The organism is Actinophytocola glycyrrhizae (assembly GCF_042653545.1).
Classification (GTDB): domain Bacteria; phylum Actinomycetota; class Actinomycetes; order Mycobacteriales; family Pseudonocardiaceae; genus Actinophytocola; species Actinophytocola glycyrrhizae.
The window spans coordinates 884719-900877 of the sequence record NZ_JBHSIS010000006.1 but is presented as its reverse complement, the minus strand read 5'-3'; the positions used below and the strand labels follow the sequence as shown (position 1 = coordinate 900877).

At 69.9% G+C, this 16159-nt stretch carries 17 protein-coding genes, 1 tRNA gene and 1 pseudogene; 10 read left to right on the top strand and 9 right to left on the bottom strand.

The genetic code is table 11. The features are described from left to right. Nucleotides 1–185 precede the first annotated feature (185 nt). The 7 genes from ACFPCV_RS15035 to ACFPCV_RS15005 all read right to left on the bottom strand — a co-directional run bounded on the left by ACFPCV_RS15035 (nt 186) and on the right by ACFPCV_RS15005 (nt 8127). Nucleotides 186–1133, bottom strand: a complete 948-nt coding sequence (locus ACFPCV_RS15035; RefSeq protein ID WP_378056744.1) for a lysylphosphatidylglycerol synthase domain-containing protein — start codon at nt 1131–1133, stop codon at nt 186–188. Nucleotides 1134–1187: 54 nt separating this feature from the next. Beyond that, the gene (locus ACFPCV_RS15030) at nt 1188–1895 is read right to left on the bottom strand and encodes a class I SAM-dependent methyltransferase (RefSeq protein ID WP_378056743.1); all 708 of its coding nucleotides are present in this window, start codon (nt 1893–1895) and stop codon (nt 1188–1190) included. After that, the gene (locus tag ACFPCV_RS15025; protein ID WP_378056942.1) at nt 1892–2908 is read right to left on the bottom strand and encodes a glycosyltransferase family 2 protein; all 1017 of its coding nucleotides are present in this window, start codon (nt 2906–2908) and stop codon (nt 1892–1894) included. Before ACFPCV_RS15025 ends, ACFPCV_RS15030 begins: the two co-directional genes overlap by 4 nt. A gap of 2 nt (nt 2909–2910) precedes the next feature. Beyond that, a complete protein-coding gene (locus tag ACFPCV_RS15020) occupies nt 2911–4656 on the bottom strand; it encodes a hypothetical protein (RefSeq protein ID WP_378056742.1) in 1746 nt (581 codons plus the stop codon). Nucleotides 4657–4739: 83 nt separating this feature from the next. Further along, on the bottom strand, nt 4740–6491 hold the full coding sequence (locus tag ACFPCV_RS15015; RefSeq protein WP_378056741.1) for a DUF2339 domain-containing protein: 1752 nt from the start codon (nt 6489–6491) through the stop codon (nt 4740–4742). Nucleotides 6492–6500: 9 nt separating this feature from the next. Further along, nucleotides 6501–7820 (bottom strand): alginate O-acetyltransferase AlgX-related protein, encoded by a 1320-nt coding sequence (locus tag ACFPCV_RS15010; protein WP_378056740.1) that lies wholly within the window; start codon nt 7818–7820, stop codon nt 6501–6503. Between the two features lie 19 nt (nt 7821–7839). Further along, on the bottom strand, nt 7840–8127 hold the full coding sequence (locus ACFPCV_RS15005) for a hypothetical protein (protein WP_378056739.1): 288 nt from the start codon (nt 8125–8127) through the stop codon (nt 7840–7842). Between the two features lie 35 nt (nt 8128–8162). On the opposite strand from ACFPCV_RS15005, the gene ACFPCV_RS15000 reads away from it, so the two are divergent. The 4 genes from ACFPCV_RS15000 to ACFPCV_RS14985 are packed head-to-tail and all read left to right on the top strand — an operon-like array spanning nt 8163 to nt 9396. Next, complete coding sequence (locus tag ACFPCV_RS15000) at nt 8163–8408, top strand: helix-turn-helix domain-containing protein (protein ID WP_378056738.1); 246 nt, start codon at nt 8163–8165, stop codon at nt 8406–8408. A 59-nt stretch (nt 8409–8467) separates the two neighbouring features. Then, the gene (locus tag ACFPCV_RS14995) at nt 8468–8824 is read left to right on the top strand and encodes a type II toxin-antitoxin system RelE/ParE family toxin (protein ID WP_378056737.1); all 357 of its coding nucleotides are present in this window, start codon (nt 8468–8470) and stop codon (nt 8822–8824) included. After that, on the top strand, nt 8814–9113 hold the full coding sequence (locus ACFPCV_RS14990) for a helix-turn-helix domain-containing protein (protein WP_378056736.1): 300 nt from the start codon (nt 8814–8816) through the stop codon (nt 9111–9113). Before ACFPCV_RS14995 ends, ACFPCV_RS14990 begins: the two co-directional genes overlap by 11 nt. Before the next feature lie 40 nt (nt 9114–9153). Further along, nucleotides 9154–9396, top strand: coding sequence for a helix-turn-helix domain-containing protein (locus tag ACFPCV_RS14985; RefSeq protein ID WP_378056735.1), 243 nt, complete (start codon nt 9154–9156; stop codon nt 9394–9396). Between the two features lie 87 nt (nt 9397–9483). Here ACFPCV_RS14985 and ACFPCV_RS14980 read toward each other — a convergent pair. Beyond that, nucleotides 9484–9556 (bottom strand) — tRNA-Gly (locus ACFPCV_RS14980). Nucleotides 9557–9739: 183 nt separating this feature from the next. On the opposite strand from ACFPCV_RS14980, the gene ACFPCV_RS14975 reads away from it, so the two are divergent. From ACFPCV_RS14975 to ACFPCV_RS14955, 5 genes and pseudogenes are all read left to right on the top strand, one after another. Beyond that, nucleotides 9740–11137, top strand: coding sequence for a sigma-70 family RNA polymerase sigma factor (locus ACFPCV_RS14975; protein WP_378056734.1), 1398 nt, complete (start codon nt 9740–9742; stop codon nt 11135–11137). A gap of 73 nt (nt 11138–11210) precedes the next feature. Further along, nucleotides 11211–11663, top strand: coding sequence for a DUF983 domain-containing protein (locus tag ACFPCV_RS14970; protein ID WP_378056733.1), 453 nt, complete (start codon nt 11211–11213; stop codon nt 11661–11663). A 27-nt stretch (nt 11664–11690) separates the two neighbouring features. Continuing rightward, complete coding sequence (locus ACFPCV_RS14965) at nt 11691–12554, top strand: DNA-formamidopyrimidine glycosylase family protein (protein WP_378056732.1); 864 nt, start codon at nt 11691–11693, stop codon at nt 12552–12554. A 43-nt stretch (nt 12555–12597) separates the two neighbouring features. After that, nucleotides 12598–13842: a GAF domain-containing sensor histidine kinase gene (locus ACFPCV_RS14960; protein ID WP_378056731.1), complete on the top strand. Its 1245-nt coding sequence runs from the start codon at nt 12598–12600 to the stop codon at nt 13840–13842. Nucleotides 13843–13889: 47 nt separating this feature from the next. Further along, nucleotides 13890–14807, top strand: a pseudogene (locus ACFPCV_RS14955) (IS5 family transposase). Between the two features lie 124 nt (nt 14808–14931). On the opposite strand, the gene ACFPCV_RS14950 reads toward ACFPCV_RS14955, so the two are convergent. Beyond that, nucleotides 14932–15237: a hypothetical protein gene (locus ACFPCV_RS14950; RefSeq protein ID WP_378056730.1), complete on the bottom strand. Its 306-nt coding sequence runs from the start codon at nt 15235–15237 to the stop codon at nt 14932–14934. Nucleotides 15238–15284: 47 nt separating this feature from the next. On the opposite strand from ACFPCV_RS14950, the gene ACFPCV_RS14945 reads away from it, so the two are divergent. Next, entirely contained in the window at nt 15285–16118 is an 834-nt protein-coding gene (locus ACFPCV_RS14945) for a S49 family peptidase (RefSeq protein WP_378056729.1), read from the top strand. Nucleotides 16119–16159: the final 41 nt, after the last annotated feature.

Below are 16159 nucleotides of genomic sequence, written 5' to 3'. Positions count from 1 at the left end.
AAGCGGTACGAGAGCGCAGCGGTGACCGCCGTCCCCGCCATGGTGACGAGAAAGGCCAGTGTCGTACCGCGGGTGTCGAGATTAGGTGAGAAGTCACGTACCGCACTGGCACATGGACCAGAAACACGGCACGAGTTCGCCATGCCACCGGTGGGCGGCGAGCGTGGTTGCCGGACACGGCAGGGTCACACGCCCGCGGGTTGTCCCGCCTCGGCCGCCCGGTTCGCGCGGGCGCGGACCAGGCCGTACCGCAGCGCCAGGAGCAGGTCCGCGAGCGTGTGGCCGACACGCAGCATCAGGGCGACCGTCGCCGCGGCGGGGGCGCCGAGCAGCGGCGTGAGCGTCAGGATCAGCACCGCCTCCCGCGCGCCGACCCCGGCAGGCGCCAGGAACACGAGCAGCCCCACGAGCCAGCCGAGCGCGAACGCGCCGGTGCACACCAGCGCCAGCGTCAGCACCGAGTCCGTGAACGGGTCGGCGAGCACGTAGCCCGCGCCGCCGTAGCCGGCCCATGCCGGCAGCATCCACAGCAGCGGCTTCACGAGCCCGGACCACCGCAGCACCGGCGGCTCCGACCCGGACCGCTTCGCGAGCTTGCGCGCCAGGAAGTTGATCACCTTGGGGTGCAGCACGACCAGCGCCAGCGGGACACACAGCCCGGCCCAGCCGAACCTGTTCACCAGCGCGGGCTGGCTCACCAGCAGCAGCGCGCCGACGAGCACCGACGTCACCGTGTGCACGACCAGGAACACCGACCCGGCCAGCAACGCCATGCCGCCCGGCACACCCCGTTCCCGCGCGAACCTCATCTGCGCGAGGAACGGCCACACCGAACCCGGCAGGTACTTGCCGACCTGGGCGGGGAAGAAGATCTCCCGCGCCGCCCTGGACGTCACCGGCGAACCGAGCGCACCGAGGCAGTGCTTCCACACCTCGGCGGTCGCCAGCAGACCGAGCACGATCCCGGCCATCGCCACGACCGGCCGCCACCACGCGATCTCCCCGACCGCGTCGAGCATCGAAGGGAAGTCGTCGCGCAGTGCCCACACGGCGATCCCGACGGCGACCACCACGAACACGATCGCCAGCAGGTCGGCCCGCCGGCTCGGTTTCGGGGTGGCCGGTTCAGACACGCCGCTCGCTCCGCAAGCTCCGCTCAGACACCATGCTCGCTCCGCAAGCTCCGCTCAGACACGCCAGATCAGCCCGGTCGTCGTCGGATAGGGCAGGGTCGGCGTGCCGCCCTTGAGCAGCTCGAAACGCAGGCCCGGCATGGCCGAGATGACGTCCCAGTACCGCTTGCGCTTGATGTTGTCGAACACGACGACCCCGCCCTCGGCCAGGTGGTCGAGGGCGCGGCGGAACGCGTCGACCCTGGCGCGCCCGTCCACCACGATCAGGTCGAACGGGCCGCCGACCTCGTCGATCGCGGACACGTAGTCGGCGAAGTCGAGGTCGGTGTGCCCGACGCGACCCGAGCGCACGACCGTGTCGGCTGTCGCCGCGATCGGCGGCACGACGTGCAGCTTCACGTTGCCGGGGGAGTCGGCCAGCATCTCGCGCACCGACTCGGCCCACCGGGTGTCGTGCTCGACGCTGTCGACCTGCGCGGCGCGCTTGGCGAGCCACAGCGTGCTCGCGCCCGCGCCGTACTCGAAGATCCGCGCGTCCGGCCGCGACGCGAGGAACTCCTCCACCCTGCGCATCGCCGGGTAGCTCCACCAGGCCATGTCCATGCGGACCATGTCACCGGCGTCGAAGATCGAGAACAGGGTGCGGACGTGCCGCGCCTTCGGCGACGCACTGTCCTCCAGCTTGCCCAGCAGACCGGTCTTCTCCGCGGCCTTGCGGAGGGTCCTGACGCCGCTCACGTAGGCGCCACGCACACCACTCATGCCTCAACCTTCTCGGTGACCGTGACCGCCGCGTCGCGGACGGTCGGTTCGGCAGGGGTCCGGTGGGAGATCAGGTCCGTCGCTTCTCGCCGGTTCGCTGTCCGGTGCAGCACGATCTCGGCGATCAACCCGATCGAGATCAGCTGCACGCCGAGGATCACCAGCAGGATGCCCAGCATCAGCAGCGGCCGGTCGCCGATGGCCTGACCACCGAACAGCTTCACGACGGTCAGGTACGCCAGCACCAGGAAACCGATGAACCCGGACGCCATGCCGAGCCCGCCGAACAGGTGCGCGGGGCGGCGGCCGTACTTGGTGATCGTCATGACCGTCAGCAGGTCGATGGCGCCGCGGACGTACCGCTCCAGGCCGTACTTCGACTTGCCGTGCTCGCGCGGGCGGTGGTTGACCGCCAGCTCACGGACCTTGTAGCCGGTCTGGTGCGCGAGCGCCGGGATGTAGCGGTGCAGCTCGCCGTACAGCGGCACCCGCCGGTACACCTCGGTCTTCGCCGCCTTCAGGCCGCAGTTGTGGTCGTTGATCTTGAGGCCGGTCATGACGTTGGTCATGAGGTTGAAGAACTTCGACGGGATCCGCTTGCCCAGCGGGTCCTTGCGGTCCGCCTTGTGCCCGGACACCAGGTCGGCGCCGTCGTCCAGCTCGGCGAGCAGCCGAGGCACCTCGGCCGGGTCGTCCTGCAGGTCGGCGTCCATCGTGACGACCCGCTCACCGCGGGCCTCGTCGACGGCGGCGGACAGCGCGGCGGCCTTGCCGAAGTTGCGGCGGAGCCGGATGGCCCGCACGCGCGGGTTGTCCTCGGCGAGCCCGGTCATCACGTCCCAGCTCGAGTCCGTGCTGCCGTCGTCGACGAAGATGACCTCGTACCCGATCGCGAGCGGCGCGAAGGCCGTGTCGATCTGGCCGACCAGCGTCGCCAGCGTCGCTTCTTCGTCCTTGACCGGGATCAGGACGCTGACCTGCACTTCCGCCTGCGCTTCTTTCGCTGTCTCCATACTCACTTCTGGTCCTCGTCGTCCGGAACTTCCGCGGGCATCCAGCGTTTCGCGCCGCTCTCCAGGATCACCACGACGCGGAGGCCGTCCTCGTCCGGGCCCACCATGCCGAATCCGGTGTCCGCGTTGATGCCCAGGTACTGCTGGGCGATGTCCGAACGCACCCGGTCGCTGACGCCGCCCCCCACGACCTTGCCGGAGGAGTCGACAAGAACGGTACAGCGCACCGGGTCCTTCACGCCCGTCGCCCATCCCCACACGAGGCGTGACCCCGGCTTCTCCTCCACCAGGTCGACCACGCCCGACGGGGACGCGGGTGTGCGCCCGCCCGTCGGGAACCCGATCTCCTCGACACCGGTGAGGTCGATCGTGTCGCCCAGTTCCGGCCCGCCGCAGCCGAGCGTGAAGTCGTCGTTGAACGGGTAGTGGCCGAGCACCTCGAGCCTTGGCACCAGGTTGTGCCCGGTCGGGGGCAGTGCCCACCCGAACGCGTTGGGGTAGCCGGCCCGCAACCCGACGGACTTGATCTCGTGGTCGGCGTTCTCGGCACGCACGGTGTCGGCGGTCGGCACCCCGAGCGCGAACCCGGTGACGCCCGCGACCGCGAAGGCGACCGCGACCTTGCGCCAGTGCCTGGCCGCGAACCGGTGCACGACGGTGCCGACGATGACCAGCAGCGGCAAGGAGGCCAGGACGGACACCGAGGTGTAGCGGCTGTGCTGGCTGTAGTCGAGGCCGAAGTCGATGCGCGAGATGGCGATCATCGCGGCGCCGAAGAACCCGTGGCAGCCAAGACCCCACCAGAACCGCAGCTCCGGCGCCTTGGCCGCCTTCACGGTCGCCATCGCCGCGTACCCGGCGACGATGATGGCGCCCGCGAACACGGCCATGCCGGTGTTGTTCGCCGTCCAGATCTTCCCGATGACCGCGAACAGGCCGTAGATGGCGGTGCCGATGTCGCTCTCGGTGCCGGAACCGGCCGCGTTGTGGTTGACCGACATCCAGCCGGCGACGATCACCGCGCCCAGCGCCAGCGGCAGGACCCGCCGCCACATCGGCTCCTTGCGCAGGATCGCGACCAGCGCGAGCGAGGGCCACACGGCGAACGCGGTGCCGTAGGTGATGCTGCCGAGCAGCGCCATGCCCCACGCGGGCCCCCACCTGCCCTTCACCGCGAACAACAGCGTCCCGACCGAGATCAGGTTCGCCGTCAGCCACGCGGCGCCGCTCATCGCGTGGGTGAAGTTGTGCAGCCCGTGCAGGCTGAAGATCAGCGCGGACGACGCGAGCACGATCGACGCGCGCACCACGACGGGCAGCGACCTCGGGATCGCGAACCGGATCAGCACCACGGTCGCGAGCGCGATGAGGATGTCGAGGTAGCCGAGGATCCGCTGGTCGCCGCCGAAGAGCGTGGCGTCGCCGTAGTACAGCAGCTGCGGGATCGCGATCAGGTGCTCGTTGGACGCCTTGAACAGGCCGCCGAAGTTGAGCGACCCGTCCATGTTCACGAACCGGACCAGCGCGTACCAGTAGTCGACGAAGTGCAGCCGCGGCGACTTCGCCACCTCGATGGTCATCGCGGCGGCCGGGACCAGCGCGAGGAGCTCGATGAGCCGGGCCAGCCAGCGGGTCGTCGTGAACCGCTCCAGCCGCTGGCGCCAGGTGCCGGCGGGTGCCGATGCCTCGCCGGCGCGCTCCCCGGGCGCCGAATCCGGCTCCGACTTGTCCGTCACCGTGCTCGTCACGTCACATTCCTCCGCACCAGGTCCACACCGACCAGCCTGTCAAAGCCCGGACCACGGGCGGCGCGCGGCCCGTCGAACGGCCCCTATTCGGTTGTTGTCGGCGTGGGGAGCCAGAACAGCCAGTCGTCCTCCAGGACGACGACCAGCCGACCGGCCGGATCGGTCGGTGCCACCACCGCGAAACCCGTGTCGGAAGGCACCCAGTCGAGCAGATCCACCACGTCCGGCCTGGGCAGATGGTACTGGCCACCGCCCGTCACCCTGCCCTCGGCGTCGACGACGAGGACGCATCGGACATCGCTGCGGCCGCCGGTGGCCCACCCGCGCATCAGGGTCGTGTCCCCGTGGGTCTCGAACTCGTCGACCGCGCCCGCCGGTCGCCGCTGGTCCTCCTCGATCTCCGGCATGGGCCGCATCTCGTCGACGTCGAGGCGGTCACCGAGCTCGGGTCCGCCGCAGCCGATCGTGTAGTCGTCGGTGAACGGGTAGTGGTCGAGTGCCTCGAGGCGGGGCGCGAGCCTGTCGGTCCGGGGGATGCCGTACCAGAAGCGGTGATCCAGCTCGGCGCGCAGCGCGACGGCCTTCAGCGGCGCGTCGTCGAGGTAGGTCCCCACCGCCGTCACCGTCGGCGCGCCGATCGTGAACCCGACGAGCCCGGTCACGCCCACCGCGATCGCGAGCCGCGACGCGTTCCGTGGCGCCCGGCGGAACAAGACGGTCACCCCGATCACGAGCAGCGGCAGCGACGTGAGCACCGACAGCGAGGTGTACCGGCTGGCCAGCCCGATGCCGTTGCCGAAGTCGACCCGCGCGGCCGCGATCATGCCGCACGCCAGCACCCCGTACAGGGCGAGTGCCCACCAGAACCACAGCAGCCGGGTGCGCGCGGCCGGCACGGTGAGCAGCGCGAGGAGCCCGCACAGGACGGCCCCGCCCGCGATGACCGCGAGACCGGCGGACGAGCCGGTCCAGAGGTGTCCGAGCAGGGTGACGAACGCGTGCAGCAGCGTGCCGACGCCGTCGCTCTCGGCGCTCGCGCTCGACTCGAGACCCGACTGCAGGTGGAGCCATTCGGCGATGACCACGGCGCCGATGCCGAGCGTCGTGAGCCGGCGCCACAGGGGTTCCCCGTGCAGGACCGCGATCAGGAACAACGCGGGCCACACGGCGAACGCGGTGCCGTAGCTCAGGCACGCCACCAGCCCGGCCAGCCACGCCGGAAGCCACTGCCGTTTCATCGCGAGGACCAGCGACGTGATCACCAGCAGGTTCGCGGTGAGCCACGCGGTGCCGCTCATGCCGAGCGCGAAGTTGTGGTAGCCGTGCAGGCTGAACACGAGCGCGGACGCGGCCACCACGAGGCCCGCGCGCAGCACGTCGGGCAGGATGCGCGGCATCGCGTGGCGCAGCAGCACGACGGTGCCCGCGGCGATCACGACCGTGAGGTAGCCCAGCATCCGGTTGTCGCCGCCGAAGTACTTCGCGTCCACCCAGTAGAGGAACGACGGCACGATCAGCGGGTGCTCGTTGTGCAGGTTCCACACGCCGCCCCACCGGAAGCCGCCGTCCGGGTTGGTGATCCGCAGCAGCACCGACCAGTAGTCGAGCTGCTGGAGCCGGGGCGCCCCGGCGACCTCGAACGCCATCGCGATGGCCGGTAGCAGGGCGAGCAGTTCGATGCCGAACGCGAGCCTGCGGTGGTAGAGCCACGGCCGGCGCACGGGCGCGCGAACCGTGTTCTGTTCCTGCTCGCTGTTCTGCTGCTGCCCCGGGTTCTGCTCCCCGGTGTCCTGTTCCTGCCCGGCCCAGGTCTTGGGCGCGGCTCCGTCCGTCACCGCTGAACTCTAACCAACGGGGTGTTTCCGCAGCTCTTCGTCCAGTTGGTCCAGGAATCGCTGGTCCAAAAGGTCGATCACGCCCGCCGCGATGTTCCGTTCGACGACTTCGAACACGACGATCTCGGCGTCGGTGAAGGTGTCGATCACCTCGTCCGGCCGGTTCTGCGCCGACCGGTAGTACTGCATCGTCAGGTCCGCGAACGCGGCAGGCAGGTAGCTGGACGCGTTCACCAGGAACGAGTCGCCGAGCACGGCGGTCGGCGCGTACACCATGCCCTGCAGGCGCTCGGCGTCGTAGTGCTTCTGCTCGATCAGGTCGATGGTGGCGTCGCGGGCCCGGTCGTAGCGCCCGTCGGGCTTGAGCCGGTAGTTGACGACCTTGTTGTCGCCGTCCCTGCCGACGAGCCTTGGCAGGTCGGCGGTCACCAGCTCCTCGTCCTTCTTCTGGATGCGCCACTTCTCGGCGACCCCCGGCTTGACCTCCTGGGCGACGGCCTTGACCATCTCCAGCGCGCCTTCCGAGGTCCAGTGGGTGTCGAGCGGGTAGTACATGGGCCTGTCGTGGCGCTCGGCCGCGGCGGCGAGGCGGGGCCGCATGTCCAACCCGCCCGCGACCTCGATGGCCTGCTCCCACACCTGTGGCGTGACCGGCGCGGCGCATTCCTTGCCAGGGTAGGAGTCGGGCAGGTACTCGGGCACCATCGTGGTCTTGTCCGGCACGAGGACCAGCACGAACGTGCGCCCGGACCGCTCGACCACGTCCCGCAGCTTCGCGAGCTGGGCGATGGTCTCCGCCAGCGGTTTCGTCGGATGGCACTTGGACAGCGCGTCGGAGCCGTAGTAGAGCCAGCCGTCCGTGCCCTCGACGACGTTCCGGAACCCGGCCTGCTCCGTCCCGGCGGGCGGCCCCGCGACGGGCGCGTCCTCGTCGGGTTCTGGCTTGCCGCTCTGCTCACCCGGCGTGCCCGGCAGCGGTCCGGTCGGCGTGGCGCCGCCCTGGTCGAACGGCGGGGGTTCACCGAAGATGGTGCGGCTGACCCAGTCGGCGGCGCTGATGGCCTCCTCGCGGAACACGAGGTTGTCGGTCGCCCACGGCTCCAGCCCGGTGAACAGCCCCCAGCCGTCACCGGCGCTGGGGAAGCTCGCGAGCTCGTGGTTCTCGATCTCGCTCGGCCGCATGCCGAACACCCACATGAGCGCCGGCGTCGCGAAGAAGACCAGCGCGCTGATCAGTGCGGTGAGCTGCCGCTTGCCGTGCCGAGGACGGTGCAGGGAGTGCTCCCTGGGCAACCACGCCTCGTGGACGGGCGGCAGCTCGGTGGTCACGGGTGCACGCTAGCCGGTCTCACGTCGCGGGACCGTCAGGTTCCGCCGACTTGTCGGCGATCGAGGTGTTGACCACGGTCGTCCTGTCCTGCGTCCCGACGATCTGCGTCATCTCCCCCGACGGCGCCTCCCACGCTGCCGACACCGGGATGTGCACCTTCGGCTTCTCCTCGGGCTGTGCCGCCGCGGCCGCGGCGGCGTCCGCCTCCGCGAGGATCTCCTCGCTCAGCCGCCGGTAGTCGTTCGTGGTGATCTCCCCGGACGTCAGCCGGTCGCCGAGGTCCCGCAGCCGCTCCTGCCAGCTCATGCCATGTTGTTACACGACGTCCGTAAGGTGGCGCCATGGCTGACCCGACCGGCTGGTTCGACCAGGCGCAGGCCCCCGCGACCGACAAGGCCCGCTTCGAGGCGGCGGACTGCGGCAGGCTGGTCGCGATCGTCCGCGCGGAAGAGGGCTGGGACCACGCCCGCCTTGCCGGCGCCGCCGGGGTCACCGAAACGGCCGTCGCCGACTTCGAGGCAGGCAACACCTCCCCGGTCGAGCCGATGCTCTCGACCCTCCTGCGCGCGATGGGCCGCACGTCCTGATCGTCGCTCTCGCCCAGGGTGATCAGATGAGGACACAGCGTTGATATAGCATCCTTGGTATGGACTGGGGTATGGTCGAACTCGAACCGGAGGTTCGGGACTGGCTGGAGAGCTTGTCCGTGGCCCATTTCGCAACGACCGCGTTCTACGTCGACCTGCTCGCGGAACGTGGTCCACTGCTGAGTGAGCCGTACACGAGGCAACTGGATGGCAAGTTGCGTGAACTGCGGTTTCATCTGGACGGTGAAGCTGTCCGGGTGACCTACTGGATCGCATCCGGTAGGCGAATCGTGCTCCTGACCGTGTTCCGCAAGACGCGGATGAGGGAGGAGCGGGAGGTGGAGCGCGCGCGTCGGGCGCTCCACCGGTGCATCGCGCAGGCTCACACGGCGGAGGGTGGGGAACATGTCCGATGAGCGGGACTGGGCAGAGCTTCGCGATCGGCGCATGGCCGAGCCGGGAGCTGCTGAGGCCTATGAAGCGGCACGGCTGGCGTTCGAGCTGGGCAAGGCAGTTCGTGACCTGCGCGAGGGTTGTGGCTGGACGCAGGCGCAGCTCGCGGAGGTGGCGCGCATGACGCAACCTGCGATCGCGCGGTTCGAAGCCGGTGGGACCGTTCCCACTCTCCCCGTGCTCGACCGTCTCGCGCACGCGCTGGGCGCGGAACTGGTGGTGCGGTTGACGCCGCGTTCGTCCGCTGCGTGACCCCTGGCGTCGGTGATCGACTGGTGGTGGAATGCGCGCCATGAGCACGACGTGGTTCCGCGCGGTGGACGTGACCGAGGCGCAGCGGGCCCGCTGGGACGCGGAGGACTCGGGGCGGCTCGTGCAGAGCCTGCGGGAGGAACGCGGCTGGACCCGCACCCGTCTCGCGAAGCTCGCGGGTACGTCCCACGCGGAACTCGCGGGCTTCGAGATGGGGAGGACGGTCCCGGCGCAGCCGCTGCTGGTCCGCTACCTGAACGCGATGGGCTACGGCCCGCGCTGAGCGGAGCAAGCCGCGGGTGGGGCACTCCCGCAGACACCGCGAGTGAGCCCGGCAAGCGATCTCCGCGAGCGTGGGCTCACTCGAACGAGCGGACGACGGGATTCGAACCCGCGACCCTCACCTTGGCAAGGTGATGCGCTACCAGCTGCGCCACGTCCGCAATGGCGAGAAGCATACCCGAAGGTGGTCAAGGCCTTCGCATGGGGCCATAAGGTGCATTATGTTACGGAGAATGGCCTAATACCTTCGTAGGTATCGCCTTCACGTTCTTAACGTTTGCCGTCCACTCGAAACGGTGTGTGGCATGTTTGGCGAATCCCGTGGCGGTCGGGATGGAGGTGTCGTGACCAGCGAGGCTGTGGAAGCACCCGAAGGTGAGGACCGGAAGCTGCTAGAGCGGCTCCGTGCGGGCGATGACGCTGCTTTCGGTGAGTTGTTCTCCCGTCATTCGGCCGCTGTGTTCCGGCTCGCGCTCGGGCTCGCGAGCGACCGGGCCGAGGCGGACGACCTGACCGCGGAGGCGTTCTTCCGGGTGCTGCAGGCCATCCGGCGTGGTTCGGGGCCCGTCGACAACGTGCGTGGCTACCTGCTGATCGTCGCGCGGCGCGTGGCGTGGGAGTGGAGTCTGCGGCGCAGGGACGTTCCGGTCAGCGACGAGGAGCTGACCCACCGCGCCCCGTCGAACCCGGACACCTCGGGCCAGTTCACCGAGCGCAACCTGATCCGCAACGCGTTCACGTCGTTGCCGGAGCGCTGGCGCAGGGTGCTCTGGAAGATGGAGGTCGAGGGCGAGCGCCCGGCGGCCGTCGCCACGAACTTCGGCCTGTCGCCCAACGCGACGGCCGCGCTGGCCCGCCGTGCGCGGCAGGGGTTGCGGGCCGCCTACCTGCAGGCGCACCTCGCGTCCGAGCGCGGTGCCGTCGGCTGCCGGTCGGTGCTGGAGAAGCTCGGCGCCTACACCGCGGGCACCACGTCGGGCATCGAGCGCCGCCGCATCCGGGCGCACCTGTCCACCTGCACGTCCTGCACCGCGATGTACGCCGAGCTGCGGGACATCTTCGTCGGGCTGCGCCCGCACAACGGGCTCGCGACCGTGCCGGTGGTCGGGGCCGCGCTCTGGCAGCTCGGCGCGACGCTGAAGGGCCTGCTCGCGAGCACCAAGGTCCAGATCGGGGTGGCCGCGACCTCCGCGGCCGCGGCCGGGGTCCTCGGGTTCGCGTTCGCGCCGTGGGGCGGCGCCGACGACTCGAAGCCGATGGAGCTGGCGGGCAAGCGGGCCATCGAGACCCACGCGGACGCCCGGCCGGTGCGGCCGCCGACCACGATCGACGTGCGGCGCGGCAGCCTCGAGGGCTCGATCGTGCCGCCAGAGCGGACCGAGGAGCTCCCGGCGGGCCGGGAGCACGGCGCGCAGGAGACCGACGCGCCCGTGACGCCGACGGCCGGGGCGTCCTCGCCCGCGGCGGCCAAGGGGCGGGTGGCGACGACGTCCACCGGCGGCCGCAGCGACGTGCCCATGTCGACCGAGAAGGCGGCGTTCGACGAGGACGCTCCGATCGTGTACCGCGAGACCACGGTCGAGACCTACAGCCAGGATTACGAGGACTACACGCTCGTCCAGGAGATCACCACGGTCACCGAGGTGAACTCACTCGACCAGACCCGCACCACCCGGTCGACGACCTCCTACACCCACCCCCGGGAACCCGAGGTGACCGCGATGAGTTCGCCAACCACCTGACCGGGCCCTGACAACGCCCCCCACGATGCGCCATCATTGAAGTTGATGTTGCCGGGCGTCGGGAGGCGATCGAATGACGCGCGTGGTGCGCGGGGCCGACGGACGGATGTGGACCATCCGTGGCGAGATGGAGTGGCGCCAGCCGGCCACCGACGACGACTTCGAGCACGACGTGAGCGTCGGCAACCTGTCGGCGTTCTTGCTGCTCGCGCTGGTGGTGTCGCTGGCGGTGGTCCTGGTGGTGGCGATCCCGGACGACGTCGTCGCGCCGTGGAGCAGCAAGATGCTGTGGCTGGGTCTGCTGATCGTGCTCGCGATCCTGTTCTTCCCGGCCCGCTGGGCGCTGCGCAGGCCGTGGACCGTCGTGGCCGAGACCGGGGACAACGGCGAGGGCGAACCGGAGGAACGCTGGGTGGGCATCGTCCGCGGGCTGTTCACGGTGCGCGGGCAGGTCAACCGCATCGCCAAGGACATCCAGCTCGACTCGCAGCCGGGTCTGGAAGGTCCGCTGCAACCCGTGGCGTAACGGCCGGAATCGGGCAAGACTGGGGCCGTGCCAGAACTACCCGAGGTCGAGGCGCTCGCACAGCACATCCGCGAGCACGGTGTCGGTCGCACCGTGGCGCGGATCGACGTCGCCTCACTGTCCGTGCTGAAGACCGTCACCCCGCCGTGGACCGAGCTGCACGGCAGGGAGGTGACCGGTGCCGGCAGGCACGGCAAGTTCCTGGACATCGAGATCGGGGACCTGCACCTGGTCATCCACCTCGCGCGTGCTGGCTGGCTGCGCTGGGCCGACCACCTCGCCGCGGCGCCGCCGAAGCCGGGCCGGGGCCCGCTCGCGTTCCGCGTGCACCTCGGCCCGCCCGGTGAGGGCCCCGGCTTCGACCTCACCGAGGCGGGCACCAAGAAGGGTCTCGCGGTGTGGATCGTCGGCGACCCGGAGGAGGTGCCCGGCATCGCCGCGCTCGGCCCGGACGCGCTGGCACTGACCCGTGACGAGTTCGTCACAGTGCTCTCCGGGCACACCGAACGCCTGAAGAACGCGCTGACCACCCAGAGGATCATCGCGGGCATCGGCAACGCGTACTCCGACGAGATCCTGCACATGGCGAGGCTGTCGCCGTTCGCGACCGCGGGCAAGCTCGACGACGACCAGGCCGACCGGCTGTACGAGGCGCTGCGCGAGATCCTCACCAGTGCCGTGAACAGGTCCGTGGGCCAGCACGCGGCCACGCTGAAGGGCGAGAAGCGGTCCGGTCTGCGGGTGCACAACCGCACCGGCATGCCGTGCCCGGTGTGCGCCGACACGGTGCGCGAGGTGTCGTTCGCCGACAAGGCGTTCCAGTACTGCGCGACCTGCCAGACCGGCGGGAAGCCGCTCGCGGACCGGCGGTTGTCGAGGTTGCTCAAGTGACCCTCCCTTGCCACGGAGGGTGTCGGGGCCGGAGCATTGACCGGTGACCGACCTGCTGACCGAGCGCACGATCGCCGCGATCGCGGTACTCATCGCCCTCGCCGCGGTGTTGGCCATCTGGATGCGGTCCCGCAAGTCGGACAGCTCCGTCGACGACGCCGTGCTCGACGCCGTGCAGCGGTTGTCGAAGGCGGCGCCCGCGATGCGCAGCGGGCTCACCGAGGAGGCCGCGGACCAGGCCGCCAAGCACCTGGTCGAGATGCTCAAGTGCGTCGCCATCGGCATCACGGACGCGACCGGGCACCTGCTGTCGTGGGACGGCGGCGCCAACGAGCACTACGCCGACCTGACCGGCGCGATCGACATGGCCATCCGCAACGGTCAGCGCGCGGCCATCCACCACACCAACCTGTCGTGCGACCACCGCGGCCGCTGCCCGATGCGCACGGCCGTGATCGTGCCGCTGATCCCGGACGGCCAGGTCGAGGGCACGCTGATCGTGGTGGGCGGGGTCAACTCGAAACGGCTGATCCGCGCCGCCGACGAGGTGGCCCAGTTCGTGGCCATCCAGCTGGAGCTGGCGAAACTCGACGAGTCCAAGCAGCAGCTGGCCAAGGCCGAGGTGCGGATGCTGCGCGCCCAGATCTCCCCGCACTTCCTGTACAACGCGCTGAACTCGATCTCCTCGCTGATCCGTACCGACCCGGAGCGGGCGCGGGACCTGCTGCAGGAGTTCGCGGACTTCACCCGGTACTCGTTCCGCACGTCGGGCCAGTTCACGACGCTCGCGGAAGAGCTGCGCAACATCGACCGCTACCTGACCATCCAGAGCCAGCGGTACGCCGACCGCCTCAACGTGCGCATCAAGATCGCGCCGGAGGTGCTGTCGGTGGTCGTGCCGTTCCTGGTGCTCCAGCCGCTGGTGGAGAACGCGGTGCAGCACGGCCTGTCCCCGAAGCCGGGCGGCGGCACGGTGACGGTCGTGGCGCAGGACAACGGCAACGAGGCGCTGATCAGCGTGGAGGACGACGGCGTCGGGATGGACGCCGACCGCCTGTTCGCCGACCTGCGCGACGCGCACAAGACGGGGTCGCACGTCGGCATCGGCAACATCAACCAGCGCATGCGCCAGGTGTTCGGCGACGAGTACGCGCTGATGGCGGAGACGGCGCCGGGCGCGGGCATGAAGGTGATCCTGCGGGTGCCGAAGTTCTTCCCCGGCGTCCGCCCCGACCTGCCGAAGTTCGGCGAGGACGCCGAGGCGAAGGCGAGCCAGCCGACGGGCTAGGGCGTGTCCCGTGGATCTTGGTGGGATGTGTTCGGTAGAACGAGGGAATGTTTGATCGGCATGATTTGGCTGATGAGGAGTGGGCGCGGCTGGAGCCGTTGTTGCCGGATCGGACGCCGTGTCGGGGTGGTCGGTGGATGGATCACCGACAGGTGATCAACGCGGTGTTGTGGCGGACGCGGGCGGGTGCGTCGTGGCGGGATATCCCTGAGGCGTATGGGAATTGGAAGACGATCTATAACCGGCACTATCGGTGGGCGATCGAGGGTGTGTGGGCGGACATCCTCGACGAGCTGCGTCGTGGATGCGATCAGCCGGAGGGCCCGGACTGGACGATCGCGGTCGATGGCACCGTGGTCCGTGCCCACCAGCACGCCGCCGGTTCCCGTCACACCCCACCTGCTCACACAGGGGGATCGGTCGAATGACAAGAATTCCGGCGAGTTGTCCGCGAAACAGGTCGCTGAGCGGGAGGCTCTGGGACGGTCTCGGGGTGGGTTGACCACGAAGATCGTGCTGGCCGGTGACTCGCGGGCACGCCCGGTTTCGCGTGTAACCACAGGCGGGCACCGGCATGACTCGACCGCTTTCGCCGCGGTGATGGACGGTATCCGGATCGGCCGCACCGGTCCGGGGCGTCCTCGCGCCACGCCGGGACATCTGCTGGGGGACAAGGCGTTCTCCAGCAAGGCCATCCGCGAACAGTGCCGCCGGCGTGGGATCACCGCGACAATCCCCGAGAAGACCGACCAGATCCGCCACCGCGCCAAGCGCGGCAGCCGCGGCGGACGACCTCCCGCCTTCGACCCCGAACGCTACAAGCAACGCAACACCGCCGAACGCTGTATCAACAAACTCAAGGGATTCCGGGCCGTGGCCACCCGCTACGACAACGCGACTTCATGTACCAGGCCACCATCGACGTCGCCTCGATCCGGATCTGGCTCAAAGACCCCGTTCCATGATCCACAGGACACGCCCTAGCACCCCGGGCACACCCAATGCCGTCAATGGGCCGTTCAGGGCGCTGAGCGCCCTGAACGCGCCTTTCAGGGCATCACCCGTCCCGACCCGCAGCCGACATGAGATCTAGCCGCGTGCGCGGTGGCCGGGGCGGTGCCAGTGGACGTGTCCGTCGACCACGTCCGCGTCCAGGCCCGCCCAGTGCGGGTCGAGCGCCCAGCGGGTCGCGGCCCCCGGCGTCCCGTCCAGGTAGACCCCCCGGTCGACCGACCCGAACACGGCGAGCCCCGGCCGCGCCCACACCGCCGACAGCCGCCGCTCGACCCAGGCCCGCGCCGCCGCGCACGACGCGAACTCCGCGACGTCGATCCGCGACAGGTGCGCGGCGTCCCCCATGCCGAGCCACGCCCGCCAGCGCACCTGCGTCCCCATACCGAACATGAGCGGGCGAACCCGCGCGGGATACGTAGGGTGGTTCCATGAGTGTCACGGAGAAGCTGACCGCCCGCCTCCCCATGAACCGGGGCACCGCCAAACCCGTCGTCGCGGTGGTCAAACTGCACGGCGTCATCACCCCGACCCCGTCGCCGCTGAGCCGCGGCACGATCAACGTCAACACCGTGGAACAGGCCCTCGTCAAGGCCTTCGACCACGAGCGGCTGTCCGCGGTCGCGCTCGCGATCAACTCGCCGGGTGGCGCGCCGACGCAGTCCGCGCTGGTGAGCGAGCGCATCAGGGAACTGGCCGACAAGAAGAAGGTCCCGGTCCTCGCGTTCTGCGAGGACGTCGCGGCGTCCGGCGGCTACTGGCTCGCGTGCGCCGCCGACGAGATCTACGCGCACTCGTCGTCGCTGGTCGGCTCGATCGGTGTGGTCACCGCGGGTTTCGGGCTCAACGGGCTGCTGGAACGGGTCGGTGTCGAGCGCCGCGTGTACACCGCGGGCGCGCACAAGGTGCGGCTCGACCCGTTCCGTCCGGAGAAGGACGAGGACGTGGAGTGGTTGAAGGGCCTGCAGTCCCAGCTGCACGACCAGTTCGTGTCGTGGGTGAGGGAACGCCGCCGCGACCGGCTCGACGACGGCGACGACCTGTTCAACGGTGAGATCTGGACCGGCGCGAAGGCCAAGGAGCTCGGCATCGTCGACGGCATCGGCAACCTGCGCGCCGTGCTGACCTCGCGGTTCCCGGCGGCGGAGCTGGTCGTGGCCGAGCCGAAGCGGCCGCTGCTCGCCCGTCTCGGGGTGGGTGGCGCGGCCCAGTCGCTGCTCACGGCCATCGAACACCGGGCGATCTGGTCGCGTTACGGGCTCTGACCGCGTCACCCACGAGTGGTAACACCATGGACAGAAGACAC

What these genes read in the sequence shown, in the direction of transcription:
- ACFPCV_RS14990 (WP_378056736.1), top strand. Translation starts at nt 8,814, where the DNA reads ATGTCCGATGAGCGGGACTGGGCAGAGCTTCGCGATCGGCGCATGGCC.
- ACFPCV_RS14945 (WP_378056729.1), top strand. Translation starts at nt 15,285, where the DNA reads ATGAGTGTCACGGAGAAGCTGACCGCCCGCCTCCCCATGAACCGGGGC.
- ACFPCV_RS14950 (WP_378056730.1), bottom strand. Translation starts at nt 15,237, where the DNA reads ATGGGGACGCAGGTGCGCTGGCGGGCGTGGCTCGGCATGGGGGACGCC.
- ACFPCV_RS15000 (WP_378056738.1), top strand. Translation starts at nt 8,163, where the DNA reads ATGGCTGACCCGACCGGCTGGTTCGACCAGGCGCAGGCCCCCGCGACC.
- ACFPCV_RS14995 (WP_378056737.1), top strand. Translation starts at nt 8,468, where the DNA reads ATGGACTGGGGTATGGTCGAACTCGAACCGGAGGTTCGGGACTGGCTG.
- ACFPCV_RS14985 (WP_378056735.1), top strand. Translation starts at nt 9,154, where the DNA reads ATGAGCACGACGTGGTTCCGCGCGGTGGACGTGACCGAGGCGCAGCGG.
- ACFPCV_RS15030 (WP_378056743.1), bottom strand. Translation starts at nt 1,895, where the DNA reads ATGAGTGGTGTGCGTGGCGCCTACGTGAGCGGCGTCAGGACCCTCCGC.
- ACFPCV_RS15025 (WP_378056942.1), bottom strand. Translation starts at nt 2,908, where the DNA reads ATGGAGACAGCGAAAGAAGCGCAGGCGGAAGTGCAGGTCAGCGTCCTG.
- ACFPCV_RS15005 (WP_378056739.1), bottom strand. Translation starts at nt 8,127, where the DNA reads ATGAGCTGGCAGGAGCGGCTGCGGGACCTCGGCGACCGGCTGACGTCC.
- ACFPCV_RS14970 (WP_378056733.1), top strand. Translation starts at nt 11,211, where the DNA reads ATGACGCGCGTGGTGCGCGGGGCCGACGGACGGATGTGGACCATCCGT.